At 65.0% G+C, this 16,073-nt stretch carries 13 protein-coding genes and 1 pseudogene; 6 read left to right on the top strand and 8 right to left on the bottom strand.

Features of this window, described 5'->3' with window-relative positions:
* A complete protein-coding gene (gene apbC / locus ACN6PJ_RS03410; RefSeq protein WP_427994503.1) occupies positions 1 to 1,089 on the bottom strand; it encodes an iron-sulfur cluster carrier protein ApbC in 1,089 nt (362 codons plus the stop codon).
* 343 nt (positions 1,090 to 1,432) lie between these two features.
* Between apbC and ACN6PJ_RS03405 the strand changes: the two genes are divergently transcribed.
* The 3 genes from ACN6PJ_RS03405 to ACN6PJ_RS03395 are packed head-to-tail and all read left to right on the top strand — an operon-like array spanning position 1,433 to position 5,257.
* Complete coding sequence (locus tag ACN6PJ_RS03405) at positions 1,433 to 1,903, top strand: type III secretion system chaperone (RefSeq protein WP_427994502.1); 471 nt, start codon at positions 1,433 to 1,435, stop codon at positions 1,901 to 1,903.
* 10 nt (positions 1,904 to 1,913) lie between these two features.
* A complete protein-coding gene (locus ACN6PJ_RS03400) occupies positions 1,914 to 4,661 on the top strand; it encodes a hypothetical protein (protein WP_427994501.1) in 2,748 nt (915 codons plus the stop codon).
* A 23-nt stretch (positions 4,662 to 4,684) separates the two neighbouring features.
* A complete protein-coding gene (locus ACN6PJ_RS03395; RefSeq protein WP_427994500.1) occupies positions 4,685 to 5,257 on the top strand; it encodes a hypothetical protein in 573 nt (190 codons plus the stop codon).
* A gap of 24 nt (positions 5,258 to 5,281) precedes the next feature.
* On the opposite strand, the gene ACN6PJ_RS03390 is transcribed toward ACN6PJ_RS03395, so the two are convergent.
* On the bottom strand, positions 5,282 to 6,499 hold the full coding sequence (locus tag ACN6PJ_RS03390) for an MFS transporter (RefSeq protein ID WP_427994499.1): 1,218 nt from the start codon (positions 6,497 to 6,499) through the stop codon (positions 5,282 to 5,284).
* Between the two features lie 96 nt (positions 6,500 to 6,595).
* Here ACN6PJ_RS03390 and ACN6PJ_RS03385 point away from each other — a divergent pair, with 96 nt between their 5' ends.
* The 3 genes and pseudogenes from ACN6PJ_RS03385 (at position 6,596) to ACN6PJ_RS03375 (ending at position 9,518) form a co-directional block, all read left to right on the top strand.
* The gene (locus tag ACN6PJ_RS03385) at positions 6,596 to 7,534 is read left to right on the top strand and encodes a LysR family transcriptional regulator (RefSeq protein WP_427994498.1); all 939 of its coding nucleotides are present in this window, start codon (positions 6,596 to 6,598) and stop codon (positions 7,532 to 7,534) included.
* Positions 7,535 to 7,649: 115 nt separating this feature from the next.
* A complete protein-coding gene (locus ACN6PJ_RS03380; protein WP_427994497.1) occupies positions 7,650 to 8,402 on the top strand; it encodes an alpha/beta hydrolase in 753 nt (250 codons plus the stop codon).
* Positions 8,403 to 8,807: 405 nt separating this feature from the next.
* Positions 8,808 to 9,518: pseudogene (locus ACN6PJ_RS03375) on the top strand (transposase).
* Positions 9,519 to 9,574: 56 nt separating this feature from the next.
* Here the strand turns inward: ACN6PJ_RS03375 and ACN6PJ_RS03370 are convergent.
* The 6 genes from ACN6PJ_RS03370 to ACN6PJ_RS03345 all read right to left on the bottom strand — a co-directional run bounded on the left by ACN6PJ_RS03370 (position 9,575) and on the right by ACN6PJ_RS03345 (position 15,879).
* Positions 9,575 to 10,291, bottom strand: coding sequence for an immunity 52 family protein (locus tag ACN6PJ_RS03370; protein ID WP_427994496.1), 717 nt, complete (start codon positions 10,289 to 10,291; stop codon positions 9,575 to 9,577).
* Between the two features lie 9 nt (positions 10,292 to 10,300).
* A complete protein-coding gene (locus tag ACN6PJ_RS03365) occupies positions 10,301 to 11,164 on the bottom strand; it encodes a Tox-REase-5 domain-containing protein (protein WP_427994495.1) in 864 nt (287 codons plus the stop codon).
* A 4-nt stretch (positions 11,165 to 11,168) separates the two neighbouring features.
* Complete coding sequence (locus tag ACN6PJ_RS03360) at positions 11,169 to 11,552, bottom strand: PAAR domain-containing protein (RefSeq protein WP_427994494.1); 384 nt, start codon at positions 11,550 to 11,552, stop codon at positions 11,169 to 11,171.
* Positions 11,553 to 11,729: 177 nt separating this feature from the next.
* Positions 11,730 to 14,255 carry a TonB-dependent siderophore receptor gene (locus tag ACN6PJ_RS03355; protein WP_427994493.1) on the bottom strand — a complete coding sequence of 842 codons (2,526 nt, stop codon included), beginning with the start codon at positions 14,253 to 14,255 and terminating at the stop codon, positions 11,730 to 11,732.
* 116 nt (positions 14,256 to 14,371) lie between these two features.
* The gene (locus tag ACN6PJ_RS03350) at positions 14,372 to 15,376 is read right to left on the bottom strand and encodes a FecR domain-containing protein (RefSeq protein WP_427994492.1); all 1,005 of its coding nucleotides are present in this window, start codon (positions 15,374 to 15,376) and stop codon (positions 14,372 to 14,374) included.
* Positions 15,373 to 15,879, bottom strand: a complete 507-nt coding sequence (locus ACN6PJ_RS03345) for a sigma-70 family RNA polymerase sigma factor (RefSeq protein ID WP_427994491.1) — start codon at positions 15,877 to 15,879, stop codon at positions 15,373 to 15,375. The genes ACN6PJ_RS03350 and ACN6PJ_RS03345 overlap by 4 nt, the downstream gene beginning before the upstream one ends.
* Positions 15,880 to 16,073: the final 194 nt, after the last annotated feature.

Here is a 16,073-nt window from a genome sequence, read left to right as displayed (position 1 = left end):
TCACGCCCGCTTGATGGCGATGGCCGAGAATTTCGCGGAGTAGTCCTTGTCCATGTCCGCCACGGCCACGGCCACCTGGCGCGCCAGGGATTTGTACAGGCCCGCGACTTCGCCGTCGGGGTCGAAGACCACCGAAGGCCGCCCGCTGTCGGCCTGGAGGCGGATATCGATGTCCAGCGGCAGCGCGCCCAGATAGGCCAAGCCATAGTCCGCCGCCATTTTCTGGCCGCCGCCCGAGCCGAAAATGTGTTCGACGTGCCCGCACTGGCTACAGACGTGCACCGCCATGTTCTCGACCACGCCCAGGATCGGGACACCGACCTTCTCGAACATCTTCACGCCCTTGCGCGCGTCCAGCAGGGCGATATCCTGCGGCGTGGTGACGACCACCGCGCCGGTGACCGGCACTTTCTGGCTGAGCGTGAGGTGAATGTCGCCCGTGCCCGGCGGCATGTCGATGACCAGGTAATCGAGATTCTTCCAGTTGGTTTTGCGCAAGAGCTGTTCAAGCGCCTGCACGGCCATGGGGCCGCGCCAGATCATGGCTTCATCGGCGTCCACCAGGAACCCGATGGACATGACCTGCACGCCGTAGTTTTCCAGCGGTTCCATGGTGTCGCCGTCTTCGCTCTGGGGGCGGCCTTCGATGCCCATCATCAGGGCCTGGCTGGGGCCATAGATATCCGCGTCGAGCAGGCCCACCCTGGCGCCTTCGGCGGCGAGGGCGAGCGCCAGGTTGACGGCCGTGGTGCTTTTGCCGACCCCGCCCTTGCCGGAGGCGACGGCGATCACGTTCTTCACGTTGGGCAGGAGCGCGACGCCCCGCTGCACGGCATGGGCCGTGATGACGCTTTGAAGATTGACGGATACGTTCTGGACGCCGGGGACCGCCTTCGCCGCCGCAATCAGCGCGCGGCGCAGGGCAGGGATCTGGCTTTTGGCTGGATAGCCCAGTTCGACATCGAAGGAAACGTCGCCGTCGGGGCTGATTTCCAGGTTCTTGACCGCACGCGCCGAAACGAAATCCTTGCGGGTGTTGGGATCCAGGCAGGTTTGCAGCGCTTTGAGCAGGGTATCGGAGGCAACCATCGGGCTTCTTATGAAGGGTGACGACAACAAATAGGTGCACCTTCAGGAGCGTCTTGCCCCTGGATGACCTGGGCAATCCATCTTAGCAGAGGCGGCAGTGCGCAGCGATGAGTCTTTCAGCCGCCGGATTCCCTTGCGGGCCGCGCCGCGCGAGCGGAGCGGACATTGCGGACCGCGTGGCATTGTCCTAGGGTTTTCCCTCGAAAAATCGAGCCCGCGGCGCCGCCGGAAATGCCTATCGACGGGCGGTGCGGGGAACTTCCCGGCCGTCCCGGTTACTCAGGCAGCATCCAACCATGCTTGCGCTTCGATAAACGCAATCTCCAAGACTGAGGAACTCCCGATGTCCAGGCAAAACCTGCAAACGCTTCTGCAACGCTTCGGCCAGACGGTCGGCATTTCCGGCATGGCGCTGGACGACGACGGCTATTGCCAGCTTCGGCTGGACGGCAAGCTGGATATCTCCGTGGAGTTCATCGAGGACGGCGAGCAGGCGGTCTTCACGGCGCGCTGCGGCGCCTTCGGCGACCATAACCGCGCCCGCGTGCTGCAGCAGATCGCGGACGCCAATTTCTATTGGGTCGGCGCAGGCGGCGGCACGCTGTCGACCAATTCGCGCGAGGGCATGGTGTACCTGCAGTTCCGCGAGCCTACCGCGCAGATGGACCAGGCCCGGCTGGAGAAACTGCTGCAGGCGCTCGTCATGAACGCCGAACGCTGGGCCGGCCGCCTGGCCGATCCCACGCCGGAATCCTCGTCCGCGGCGGCGCCCGACGCCGCGGCGCCGGGCGGCATGCTTGCCGGCTGGGCTTGAGGAGCGCATCGTGCCCGGCATCCAACTGAACACTTTCGCCAACCATGCGCAGGCCGGCGTCGATTCGCGCTTCGCGCTTGACGGCAAAGGCGGCCTGCAAGCCACTGGCAAGCGCAACGTCGCCAACATCTTCACCCGGGCGTGGGACTGCATCACACGCAGCGACGAGCAAATCGCGGCCAACAAGGCGGCCGCCAGCAGCTTCATCGGCGCGCTGCGCGAAGAGTACGGGGACGAGATCGCCAACGTCATGTCGCGCGATCTGCAGGCGCATCTGTCCAAGGGCAGGCCCCTGACCGGCTACCGCATCGAGCAGGTGCTGGCGAAAGCCGAACGGATGAGCAACGGCATCCAGGCCCAGAACCGCCAGCTGCTCGACGAGTGCCTGCCCGAACTGACCGACTGGGCCCTGCGCGCAATGGGCAACGATACCCATCCCGGGGTATTGAACCGCGGCCAGGCCGAGCAGGCGCTGCGCCAGGCCATCGAAGGTTCCCCCGCATTCCTGCAGCAGCCGTTCCTGAATGCGGTGCATTTCCTGATGGACATGTTCGGCGAGGACGGCGTGGGCCAGGCCACGCAGGAATTCCTTTCCCATTTCAAGGGCGCCGCCAAACAGGCGCTTGAGCGCGAGGTGTCGGCCCGCCTGATGCCGGGCAGCACCGCGCTGCGCGGCGCGAGCGGCGACGGGGCCATCGATCGTTGCTTCGACACGCTGCCCGACGAGCCGCGCGGCAGGCTCAAGGAGATCGAGGCCTATCTTGGCGGCATCATCAAAGCGTCGCTGCGCATCGACGAGGACATGTCGCCGTCGAAGGTCGGCAGCTACGTCGGCATGCACGAATACCTGGAAGGCGGCGTCGAGTATTTGCAGGGCCTCGACACGAGCGGCATGAGCGATATCGAAAAGGCCTATGTCGAGGCCATGCGCGACGACGCCGTTCATATGCAGGGGCTGATCACGGAGCGGCTGGGCCTGCAGGGCTTGACGTCCGATCAGATACGCGCCCTGACCGACGTGAACCGCGAGGCCGGCATGCTGGAGCAGGATATCGGCGAAAGCCGGCTGCGGGAGGTCGAGCCGATGTGCCGCGAAACCGCGCGCAAGATCGGCGTCTCGATGGAGACATTGCGTGGCGTGCAACCCGGCAACGAGGAAGCGCGCATGACGCTGCAATCGGTCATGGATCGGGGCGAGAACGCCATGTCGATCGCGCGCGGCCTGCCCGGCGCCATGGTGAATGGCCTGCGAGGCGAAGACCTGGTCTCTCCCCGGCACGAAGCGCACGACATCCTGGCGCGGTTGGACGAGGGCGGCTTCGACGGACCGGACATCGCGTGGATGCACGCCCAGGGCCTGAACGTCGGCGATACCGTCATGCGTTTCTCGCTTGAGCAGGTGCGGCTGCTGAAGACCCAAGGCCTGGGCATCGAACTGGGCCTGCAGTACCTGGACAAGGGCGTGCCCATCCATCCGCGCACGTTGGTGGACGACTATCGCGATGAGCTGATCGTCGGCGAACCCAAGGCCCTGGGCGGCGGGCAGGTGAGCAAGCCTTATGACGTCACCTATGGCCGCGATCGCATGGTCTACAAGGAGCCGCGGATCAATCCTGAAACGGGCGAGGAAAGTGGTTACGGCCCGTCTTCCAAGGTATTGGGCATCAATCCCGAGCATCCGCAGATGACGGTCCGCAACGTGGCCACCCGCGTCGTCGACGAACTGCTCGGCTTCGGGCTCGTGCCCGACACGCGGATCGGCGTGCTGGGCGGCAAGCTGGGGCTGGTAATGGGCTATGCCGAAGGCATCGCGCCCCGCTACACGGTCGACGTGGACGACACGCCCCGGCAATGGGGGAAGATGATGGCGGTGCTCGGCGAGGAAGACGCCGACGTGCTGCAATCCGTCAAGGACGGCGATCCGGAAACGGTCGGCATCCTCAAAGACCTGGTGTCGGCCACCGAAAGCCGCTATGAGCTGGGCGCTTTCGACGTGACGGACAGCGAACAGGGACGGCGCATCCTGCTGCTTGCCGACGGTTCGCCGCAGGAAAAGGAAGAGGCCAGGGCGCTGCTGCGCGGGCTGCCCGGAAAAATCGAGGAAGGCCGCGTCATCCAGGAGCTGCGCATCATCGCCATGCGGCAGCGGGGCGACCGGGACCTGGACTTCGACGATCCGGTGGTGCGGCAGGGGTTGGTGCAGCTGCAGCTGCTGGACGCGCTTACCGCGCAAGGCGATCGGCACCAGGCCAACTACATCGTCACCCAGGACGGCAGCGGCAACTACACCGGTGTCATCGCGATCGACAACGACCAGGCCTTCGGCACGAAAATCTCCAACCCCAACGACCTCCTGCGGCGGGTTCCCGGCAAGATGGTCATGGGGCCCGACGGCGAGAGGCGCGGCGGCATGCAGAACCTGAACGGCGTGATGCTGCCCGGCGTGGTCGACCGCGAAATGAAAGCCGCGTTCGACAAGATCACTTCCGAGGCGCTGAGGGCCGAATTGGCGGGCCTCTTGCCGGATCCGGAAATCGAGGTGGCCGTCTTGCGGCTGAACGTCATCAAGGGCCACCTGGATCAGCTAGAGGGCAAGGGCATGGTCATCGGCACGGACGAATGGGGTGGCGACAAGGCAAATTCGGCTTTGCAGGACGTGCACAGCAGCTATGTGGCGCGCGACCGGAAGTACATCAATCAGCTGCGGCAGGAAGAAGACCTGGAACGGGAGATCCCCGAGTCCCAGGGCTCGGTTTGACCCGCAGGACGCCAAGGACACTCATGGACGCTACCAATACGCCATACGGCGCCGCGGCGCTCGACGCCGCCAGGACTTTGTACCGAGGCGAGGGGCTGGCGCTGCCGCCCGTGCCGGCCTCGCTGGTTCCGGGCCTGCGCCAGGTCGGTGCCAATGCCTATGCCAGCCGCGATCTCGGCTGGACGCTATACGACTTCGGGAATTTCGTGGACGAGCTGCGGGCGGGCGAGGCGGTCGAGCCCTACGTGGCCTTCGGCCTGTCCGGGCATGGCGTGGCCTTGCAGGCCGCCCATTACTACGCCGTCACCGCGCGCTGCGCGCTGCTGTTCCAGATGCGCTGGGGCACGCCGATGAACCGGCCAGAGCAGGACCGCCAACGCCACGACGCAGTGCTATCGCTCGGACAGAGACTGCTGGCCGCCGCCGAGGCGCAGGCGAAGGCCGGCCGGCTTCCCGCCGGTCAGCGCATCGTGGCGGCGGAAAGCAGCTTCCACGGGGCGCGCTGGGCCTGGTTGCCGGCAGATGAGGCCATTTGGCACCCCAGCCGCAGCGGCGCGGTCATGGATGCCTTGATCGCTGTGAAACAGCCGGGCTGACCCGGCCGCGGCGTCGGGGGAGGTTCAAGCCTGGCATTGCCTGACGCGGGCCTGGCGGCGCGGCAAGGCCCGCAACGCCAGGGCGCCGGCGGCCGTTGCGGTGGCCAGCGCCGTCACGCCGCTCCAGCCCCAATGGGCCAGCGCCATACTGCCGAGTGCGCCGCCCGCCGCCATGCCGACGAACACGCCCGTCATGAGCACCGCGTTCAGGCGGCTGCGCGCAGCCGGATCGATGCCGTACACGATGCTCTGATGGGCGATCAGCGACATCTGGATGCCCAGGTCGAAACCGACGGCGCTGGCTGCGATCAGCCACAGCGCGGCGGATGGCGGCAACACGGGCAGAAGCGCCATCGCGGCGAAGGAGACGGCCGTCAGGGCGGCGCCCAGGCGGCCGAGCAGAGCGGGGCCGTGGCGGTCGGCCTTGCGGCCGACCAGCGGCGCGGCCAGCGCGCCTGCCGCGCCCGCCAGGCCGAAGGCCCCGGCGGCGTCGGCGCCCAGATGAAACGGCGCCGCGTGCAGCATGACGGCAAGGGTGGACCAGAAGGCGCTGAATCCCATGTACAGCAATCCTTGCGCAATGGCGCTGCGGCGCAGTTCGGGGTGCTGGCGCCACAGGGTGCCCAGCGAGCCGAGCAGGGCCCGGTAGGGCAGCCGGCTGGATGGCGCGAAGCGGGGCAGATGGCGCCCCAGCGCCAGGGTCAGTGCAAGAATCGCCAGCGCCGCCAGCCAGAACATGTAGCGCCAGCCGATGTTTTCCGCGACGAAGCCGCCAATGACGCGCGACAGCAGGATGCCCAGCAACAGGCCGGTCATCACGGTGCCCACGACCGCGCCGCGGCGCTCGGCCGGCGCCAGCGTGGCGGCCGCGGGCACGATGTCTTGCGCCATGGTCGCCGCAACGCCGACTATGAAACTGGCCGCCAGCATCACGGCCATGTTCGAGGCGAAGCCGGCCAGCAGCAGGCCGGCGACAAGCGCGATGGACTTGGCCAGGATGATGCGTTTGCGATCGTATCGGTCGCCCAGAGGCGCCAGCAGCAATATGCCGAACGCATAGCCAAGCTGCGTCAACGTGGGAATCCAGCCCAGGGCGCCGGGCGCGGCGTTCAGCTCGGCGCCCAGCACGCCCAGCATCGGCTGGCTGTAGTAGAGCGAGGCCACGGCCAGGCCGGCGCCCACGGCCAGAAGCACAATAAGGCCGCGCATGAGCGGAGTTTCGGTAGCGTTCGGGGTAGACATGATGGAAGTCCGAAAAAGGAGTGTGGCGCAGATTGTGGGCGTCGATGCCGGCCGCTGGTAGCCCTGCCAGGGGTAGATCCGTTATACGATAGGCGTATGACCAAGCCTCAACTTCCGGCGTTCGGCACCGACCGCATGCTGCTCATCGAGACCTTCGTGCGCATCGTGGAGGCCGGCAGTTTGTCGGCGGCCGCCGTGCAATTGGGAGGCACCCAGCCCACGGTCAGCCGGCGCCTCCAGCTGCTGGAGCGCGCCCTGGGCGTGCGCCTGCTGCAAAGGTCCACCCATGCGATCCGCCTGACCGAGGACGGCCAGCGCTGCTACGAGCGCGCGAAGGACCTCATTGCCGGCTGGCAATCCTTTGAAAGCGAGGTGCGCGGCGCGGTCGAAGAACCCGCGGGCATGCTGCGCGTGGTCGCTCCGCACGCCTTCGGCCAGCATCAATTCGTGGAGCCGCTTGCGCACTACTTGCGGTTGTATCCCAACATGCGCGTCGAATGGCTGTTGCATGACCGCATGCCGGATTTCATCGCCGAAAACGTGGACTGCGCCTTGCGCGTGGGCCCCGTCACGGATCCTTCTGTGGTGGCGCTGAAACTGGGCGAGGTGCCGCGCATCGTGGTGGCGGCGCCCGGCCTGCTGCCGTCCGGGGAAGTGCCGCAGCACCCCAGGCAACTTGCCGGGTTGCCATGGCTGGCGTTGCGCACGTTCTACCGCAACGAGGTCGTCCTCACCAACCTGGACACGGGAGAGGTGGCGCGTTTTGGCATCGAGCCCCGCCTGTCCACCGATGGCCTGCATGCGCTGCGCCGTGCCGCGGCGCTGGGGCTGGGCGTGGGCCTGGGTTCGGCCTGGGCCATGGCCGAGGACATCGCCCAAGGGCGTCTCGTGCACGCGGCGCCGCGCTGGCACGCCGAGCCGCTGCCGGTGTACCTGGTGTATGCGCCTTCGCGCTATCAGCCGGCGCGGTTGCGGCGCTTCATCGAAGTCATGCGCGAGCACCTGCCGGCCGAACTGCGCAACGTCGAGGCCTGAGGCGGCAGGGCTGCGCAAAAAGGGGGGGCGGAGCCTTGTGTTCTTGCATCCGCCTTCGTAAGCTAGCCGCTTCAGTCAGTACTGCATTTCAAGCTGCCTCTTGGGCATTGGAATCATGTCTCTGAGTAGCGGGTTGCCCGCGCGGCCGCGGCGTACCGCCTGGCGTCGGACCAGGAAGGCCCTGCGTGTTCCTGGCCTGGTCGTCGCCGTCTTCCTGGCCACGGCGATCGGAATGCGCCTGTACGACATCCGGCATGGCCCGCCGCTGGCCGTCTGGCATACCTGCGTGCCGGAGGAACTGAGCCGCGACGCGGTGGCCTATCCCGAGCGTTTCGCCCATGACTGGAACCTTTCGTCTGTGCTCGAGCCGGATGCGGAGCCTGCGGGGGTGGCGGTCCTGCTGCATGGCCTGACCGATTCCCCCTACAGCCTGAGGCATATCGCGGCGCATTACCGCGACGCGGGCGATACGGTGGTGGCGATCCGCCTGCCGGGACATGGCACGGCAGGCGGCTTGACCGATGCAACCTGGGAAGACTGGTCCGCGGCGACGCGGCTGGCGGTGCGGGAAGCAAGGCGGCGCGTGCCCGCGCCCCGGCCCTTGCATATCGTGGGTTTCTCCAATGGCGGGGCGCTCGCCCTGATGTACGCCATGGACGCCATCGATGGCTCCGGGCCGGCCCGCCCGGACCGACTGGTCCTGGTCTCGCCCATGATCGGCATTACGCAGTTCGCGCGGGTCGCGGGCCTGGCGGGCCTGCCGGCAATATTGCCGGCCTTTGCCAAGGCGGCGTGGCTCAGCATCGTGCCGGAATTCAATCCGTTCAAATACAACTCCTTCCCGGTCAACGCGGCGCCAATCGTATGAGCCGACCCGCGTGCTGCAGGGGAACATCGCCACGCGGCAGCGCGAGGGTACGCTCGACCGGTTGCCGCGCATCCTGACGTTCCACTCGGAGTACGGCATCAGCCTCGGCGCGATCTCGATCAGGGGAGAAGTGGGCGCGCTGGTGAGCGGGATGGACTCCCTGGCAAGGCTGACGTCCAATCCGTGGGTTTTCGCCGAAGTGTGTGGGCAAGCCAGTCATAGGGAAGACGGAAGACGCGCGTACTTGCGTTTAAATATGCGTATGAACGATACAATCTCTACGCAAAGGTTCTCGGGCTGCGAAAGCCCTGGCTGGTGTTGAACGTGACGGTGAGCGAGCCGTTGAAGACCATAACGGTGTTCGTCGGCCCCGATGAAGTTGCGTTCGCCTAGGGGCGGGACTACGTGACGATCGTCTCATCGGCTCGGCGCGTGCGGGCGGTCGAAGATGGGCGGGCCGCCGAGAGCTTACGCCGTTACTTCAAAGCGCTGGGGCACCGGCGTTCCGAGAAGCTCAAATCCGTCTCCATGGACATGAGCGGAGCGTATATCAAGGCCGCGCTCGACACCTTGCCCGACGCGATAGGGAAGGCTGTGTTCGATCACTTCCATGTTGCCAAAGCGCTGGGAGAATCGGTGGACAACACGCGCAAGAGCGAGTCGCACCGAGTTGACTATAGCCTGCGTCGGGATATCCATCGAAGCCGCTACGATTGATTGCGGCGCGGCGCAGCTCTGTCGGACTTTTTCCGTGATCGCATCCAAGCGTTGTCAGCCTGCTTGCTGGACACAGCCATGGTCTGGATGCTCAAGGAAAAGGCGCGGGAGATCTGGCATACGGGCTATCATCCGAGCCAGTCGGCCAAGACATGGCAAGTGTGGATCCAAGCGGCGCGGCAAACAGGCATTACCTCCTTGCGCGGCGCAGCCAACCAGATCGAGGCGCGCCTGTGGGGTATTCTCAATGCCATGCGTTTGAAGGTATCCAATACGGGAGCCGAAGCCCTGAATAGCCAGATCCGAGTTATGCGACTGAAGGTTCGTGGCTACCGAAACAAGAACCGGTTCGTGCAGGGCATCCTATTCCACTACGGCAAATTGGATGTCTCCCATTGACTGTGAGATTCCGCTTCGTCACAACCCTGCTCCCGGCAGCACAGCTGCGCCTGGCGTCATAGGTCTACGTAGCACGGCAACAGATCCTGGTCTACCAGACGCATCTCGATATGATTCGCCAACTCGACGTGGCTGGGATTGTCGAGCGAAAACACCTCATCGGCGACACTGACGATGATGGTACCCGTCTGCTTCTTTCCGGCGGCAGGGACGGGGATCAGCGCCTGGGCCTCCGGCACTTGCTGGGCGGTAATCACTTGCGGGAGGTATAGCATCCAACCCACGCCAGGCTTGTCGTCGAAAACTTGCTTTTGAGCGTAATAGCGCGGCGAGACAGACACATACAAAGGGCGAAAAATCTGCACCAACCCAATAACAATATCTTTAACCGAATCCGTGCCGCCGAACCTGTCGTCTCGCCGTTTATGATTTGAAATGGTCAGTGTACAAGGCTGCCTCTTGTCGTTCGCATGGAGTGCGAGCGAAACCCCGTTGCGTTGCTCGCGGGCCCCGTTCCAAATTGAAACGAGCGTGAACGACTTGTCATTTCGGTACTTGTGGTTGAGCACCGCAAGCAATGCTGTTGATGGCTCTCCGTTCTCAAAAGCTGGATATAGGTACGCTTCTTCAATGGAGTCGCCTTGCGCGAACCAGTTGTCCAAGCCTTCCGACTTCTCAGCCAACATGGTGGTAATGCTGTGCATTCGTCGCAGCATCTCAGGGAAGTCTTCCGAGGCGAGTTCTGGATCTCTGAATTTGCACGTAATGATCATTTTCGCTCTCTAGGGACGCCATTCCGACTCAACACGATATTCGATCAATACCGAGTACATTAGCGCTAGGGTCTTAGGGGTTTGAAAGTACCATCTCAATCGCATCGGCGGAGAACTGTTAACGGCAAAAGCTTGCCTTTCAATGTCCCCTTGCATGGTACGAAAGCCTCCAAACCATTCTGGGATCTCCCCATCATCATCAATGAACTGATCGTAGTCACCTTTGGCCTCCTGCAGCAGGCACTCGGCGGATATGAAGCCGTCAAAATGGATCTCAAAGGCATCTCCAAGGGCATTTCCAACCCAATACCATTCCTCACTCCACAGGCAATACTCGGTATCGTAGGCAAATCCCGTTATCCGGGCCTGATATTCGTAGGCATTCCAGTTCACGCCGTGCTTGCGCCTCACTATCCTCCCCAGATCAGGCGGGCACTTCTTACATGGCTCCCCTGTTCTAGGTAAGGCGCGATCAGTGGGCTTGGCTTCACTGTCCTCGCGCGGCGTATCGCCTGGCAGGGTGGCCACCCCGCCCAGTACCGCGCCTGCCGCAGCGCTTGCGGCAGCCCGTGCAAGTGCGGCCGCAATGGCTTCCGCGATCCAAAGGCACCCCACCGCGCTATCGCCCAGCCGTTGTAGCGAAGCCATATGAGAATCTCGGTCGCCCGTGCAATCAAGCAGCCAAGGACCAGCGTTAGCCAGTGCCTCGTCAGGCGTTCCGTCGAACAATGCGACACAGGATGCGGAGCGGAACAAAGCCTGATCGGACGAAGCCTCGCCGTATAACAGTCCGTCAACCAGGCCGTATAGCCGCAATGGGTAAGGCGTCTGCTGCTGACGAGTGGCCAGGTATTCCTCTACTTGAGCCGTCACCCTGCTACCCTCGTGCCACGGTCGTTGCGGCCGTACGAGCGGCGGACTCTAGGCATTCCTGACAGAGCGTCTCACTTTGCGGCGTTGGACTACCGGCGGGCTCAGACAATCCCTCAGCCTCGCCGACACGCGCCACCATCTGCGAGGCGATCAATACCGCGCCGCATGCGGTGCGCATCCCTTCTACGGCGGTGTCGTTGCCCATGAAGGAATGATTGCGTCCCGGGTCGGGCAAGATTGGGAAGGCTCCCTTGCATTTCGGGCATACGACCCTGTGCCCCACCAGGGCGATTTCCCGTCCGAGAAGCATCGAGGTGGGGTGGCCTTCTACCACTGTGCCGCCGTGCGAGGTTCGATCCCCTCTTCGGATAATGGCTCGTTCAGACATGCAGCCTCCGTCATCGTCGGAGACCAATTTAGCCTTCCTGGAAACGTGTCGCTGCCACTGGGGGTCTGATTATTCAAATTCCGGCGTTTCCCATACCCGCACAGATCGGCGAAGACCCCCAATCCGTTCTATCCCTATCTGATCAAACGCATGGACGGCGTCATTTCCCGATGATGCCTACATCTTGTACTGCACCGTCAGAAGATAATTCCGGGGCGCGCCGTAGTAGTTGTGGTCATAGCTGATGGACGTGTAGTACTTCTTGTCCGTCAGGTTGCCCACGTTCAGCGCAACCGATAGCCGGTCGTCGAAACGGTAGCCGATGCGCGCGTCCAATACCGTGTAGCCGCCTTGCACCCGGCCGTAATAGGCGAATCCGGACGACTCGCTCTGCGTGGTGACGCCGGCGCCCACCGAATAACGGCTCCACTCGCCCGGCAGGCGGTAGTTGGCCCACAGGCGCGCCAGGTGGCGGGGCACCCCCGTGTTGGCGGAAATGTCATAACCGACCGCGGGAACGTCCTCGCCCTTGTGCTTGGTCTGCGTGTAGGTATAGGACGCGGCGAGTTGCAGGCCGGGCAGCACTTCGCCGCTGGCCTCGGCCTCGAAGCCCTGGCTGCGCACCTGCGCCGTCGGACGGTAGCAGGTGCCGCCGCATTGCGCGTTGGCCACCTCCTCCGGGACGCCGCCATCTTCGAACGCCACCTTTTTCTGTTCGGTGCGAAAGAGCGCGAATCCTACGTCGACGCGTCCGTCCAGCAGTTCGCCCTTCAAGCCCAATTCGTAGTTCCTGCCCGTGACAGGGCTGAGGAAGGCGCCGGATGCGTCGCGCTGGCTTTGCGGGCGGAAGATGTCCGCGTAGTTGGCATAGGCCGACCATCGATCGTTCAACGTGAGGACCGTGCCCAGGAACGGCGTGAACTCGCCCGTTTCCTTGGCCGTCGTTTCCGAATAGCCCCAGACGCCGTCGGAAACGTAGGTTTGCTTGTACCAGGAGAACCGCCCGCCAAGCACGATCGACAGCGGATCGAGCAACGGGTAGCGCGCGGTGGCGTACAGGCCCTTTTTGTCGGACCGGTAGCCGTCGTCCATCCGGTTGGCGGCGATGATCTGGTCGCTGTTCATGCCCGGCACGGTAACGGGCTGGTCATAGCTTGCGTTCAGGCTTTCGACGTTGCGGGTCCAGCCCCAGGTATCGTTGCTGCGCTGGTGCGAGAAGTTCGCGCCCACCGTCAGGTCGAGCCTGCGGCCGAACAGGGTGGCGCCTCCCGTCAGGTAGGCGTCGCCGCCCAGATTCCTGGACGCCATGTCGAAGGCATAGGCATCGCCGCGGAAAGTGTTGGGCGGCCCCAGCCTGCCTGTGCGCAACAGGTATTTGATGTCGTTGGCCTCGTCCACCCGCACCAGGGCGGCCTTGAACTTCCAGCCGTTGGCGAAGCGGTGGAGCAGGTCGGCGTACCAGGTGTCCTGGGTCTTGTAGGCATGGTTCCAGGGGGCGCTCAGGTTGGTGGAGCGGGAGTAATCGGGCATGGAGCCGTCGCCGTAGTTGGGCAGCCCCGTCCAGTCGATGACACCGTACGGTTTTTCGCGGCTGTAGCCTATTCCCAGCGTGGTGGAAGGGCCCAGGTCTATGTCCAGCGCGCCGTAGATCGTCCGGTCGTTGGAGTCCAGGTAGTCGCGGAAGGATCCCGCCGTCTCGTAGTTCACCACGACCCTGCCGCGCACGGTGCCGCTTTCGTTCAACGGGCCTCCCAGGTCGGCCTGCGCGCCGTACCGGTCCCACGACCCCGCCTTGCCGGTCAGCGTCATCTGGAACTCAGGCGTCGGCCGCTTGCGCACCATATTGACGGAACCCGAAGGGTCGCCCGCGCCTTCGAACAGCCCTTGCGGGCCGCGCATGATTTCCACGCGGTCGTAGATCGCGGTGTCGGAATTGAAGGCTGAACCGCGCGCATAGAGCTGGCGCTCCAGCGGCACGCCGTCGAACTGGTAGCTCTGGATGAAGAAGCCCCGCGAATAGAATTGCCCGCCGGGTTCATTGGCCACCATGGAAACGCCCGGCGCGTTGCCCAGGGCCTCGCGGATGTCGGTGATGTTCTGGTCGTCCATGCGCTGGCGGGTGATCACCGAGACGGCCTGGGGAATCTCGCGCAGCGATTGATCTCCCTTGGCGATCGTCACGACGTTCGAGGCATAGGAGCCCGATCCCTCCGTGGTGGCGAGATCCCGGCCTTGCACCGTGACGGGCGCCAGCGTGGATATCCCGGCGGCCGGGTGGATGCGGTATTGCCCCCGCGTATCCCGCAAGGCATCCAGGCCCGTCCCCGCCAGGGCGGCGTTGAGCGCGGCTTCCGGGCTGAGCATTCCGTGCACGCCGGGGCTTTGGCGCCCGTCCAGCAGGCCGGGCGGGCTGGCGAGCAGGACGCCGGATTCCGCGGCGTAGCGGGCCAGCACCGAACCCAATGGGCCTGCCGGAATGTCGTAATGGCGGGTCTGGCTGCCAGGCGTAGGGGGGCGGCCGGCACCCTCGGCCAGTGCGAGGGCCGCCGGGGCCCAGGCTGCGGCCGCGAGCAGGCCGCAGGCGCATGCGAGCCGCAAGGCGGCGCGCGCCGGCGGAGCCGGTTGCCGGGCACGTCCTTCGTGGGCGGGGCCGCGGAAAAGGGACAATGGAATGCGTGCCTGGGCGGGCGGGCGAACGGACATGAGGGTTCCTTGGAAGCCGAGTTGTTCAGTGATCGGGTGAGCTGTCATCCCGTTCATCGAACGAGCCGCCGAAAATAGGAACCTCGGTCCAAAAAAAACGTGCCGCGAGCCAAGAGCTACCGGGGCGTGACGCGGACCCACCACGGCGCCGGGCGGCCGATGCGTATGGGCAATACCGATTCGAGCATCGCCAGCGCGCGATCCGGATCCGTCATCGGATAGCTGCCGAACACCGGCAGCTCGGCTACCTGGGGCGATACGGTCAGATACCCGCTGCGATAACGCTCCAGTTCACGCAGCACGGCTCCCAGGGGCACATCTTGCGCGATGTAAAGCCCGCGCGTCGATGCTTCGCTTGCGGGGCTGGCGGGCTCTGCGGGGGATAGGCCCCCGCGGGCCAGGCGAGCCCGCCAGCCCGCCTGGATGATCGTGCTGCTGCCGTCGATGGCATGCGCCTGGACCGCGCCGTCATAGACCGCGATCCGCGTGTCGCCGTCTTCCAGCCTGACGGTGAAGCGCGTGCCCAGCGCGCGCAGCCGGCCTTGCGGCGTATCGACCACGAAAGGACGGCTGGCATCGGCGGCAGTGTCGACCAGGATTTCGCCGGCCACGAGCCGCAGGCGCCGCAGCGCCGGGGTGTAATCCTCGTCGAATGCGCCGGCCGTGCCCAGCCACACGCGCGTGCCGTCGCCGAGCAGGATCTCGCGCACTTCGCCGGTGGCGGTCCGGTGGTCGGCCGCCCAGGCCAGGAGCAGGCCCGGCAGGAGGGAGGGGCGCCATGCCGCGCCGCCCGCCAGCCCGACGCCGGCGAGGGCGGCAAGCCCCAGTATCAGGCGGCGCCGGCCGGCATCGATCGTTGCCGAGCGGTACGCGCGGACCGTGCCGCGGGGATCGGGCGCTTTCCGGATAGGCTGGAACAGCTGGCCGACGCGGTCCACGCGCTCCCATGCGGCGCGATGGGCCTCGGCGCTTTCGTGCCACGCGCGCCAGGCCTCCCGGTCGGCGGATGTGGCCTCGCCCGATTGCAGCAAGGCAAACCATTCTGCCGCCTGTTCAAGCGCGGCGCGCTCGGAGCGGGACGGAGACTGTTGCCGTTCAGAAGGCGCATCGGCGGCGTTCAAAGCGTTTCCAGGCAATGCAGCATCGCCTGCGCGATGTATTTACGCACCATGCGCGTGCTCACGCCCAACTCGGCCGCGACCTCTTTTTCGCTCATTCCGCTGCCGACCGTCATGACGAAGGCGTGAGCGGCCTTGACGGGCAGGGTGCGCAGCAGACGGTCTATTTCCTGGAGCGCTTCGAGCACGATAGCCTGGTGCTCCGCCGACGGAGCGCGGGCTTCGGGCTGCGCGGCGAGGGTGTCGAGCCAGGCCTGTTCGATGCGTCGCCGGCGCCACAGGTCGACGCACAGGCCTCCCGCCATCGTCCTCAGGTAGACGCGCGCTTCGGGCAGGCTGCCGAACTTGCGGGGCGCGGCGAGCAGCCTCAGGAATGCATCCTGCGCGAGATCCGCGGCGTCCGCCGCATTGCCGAGCCGCCGGCGCAGCCAGGACTGCAGCCACGGATGGTGATCGCAGTAGAGGGTCTCCACGCTGGGCGGGAAAGCGTAATCCGAAGTGTCCAAGGCCTTGAGCCGCCCATGCCGGCGGGTAATTAAATAAGAACGATAATTATTACTTGTTTGCCAAATTCCGGGCAAACATGCACCGCCGCGCGAGACGCGAATCGTCCTGGATCGGCGCAGATGCTGACGAAAGGCTGAATATGAAGGCGCTCCTCGCTTTGAGTTCCACCGCTGAAATATTGTAATCTATATAA

This window comes from Achromobacter sp., assembly GCF_050285585.1.
GTDB lineage: Bacteria > Pseudomonadota > Gammaproteobacteria > Burkholderiales > Burkholderiaceae_B > Achromobacter.
This window is presented reverse-complemented; position numbering and strand designations above follow the sequence as displayed.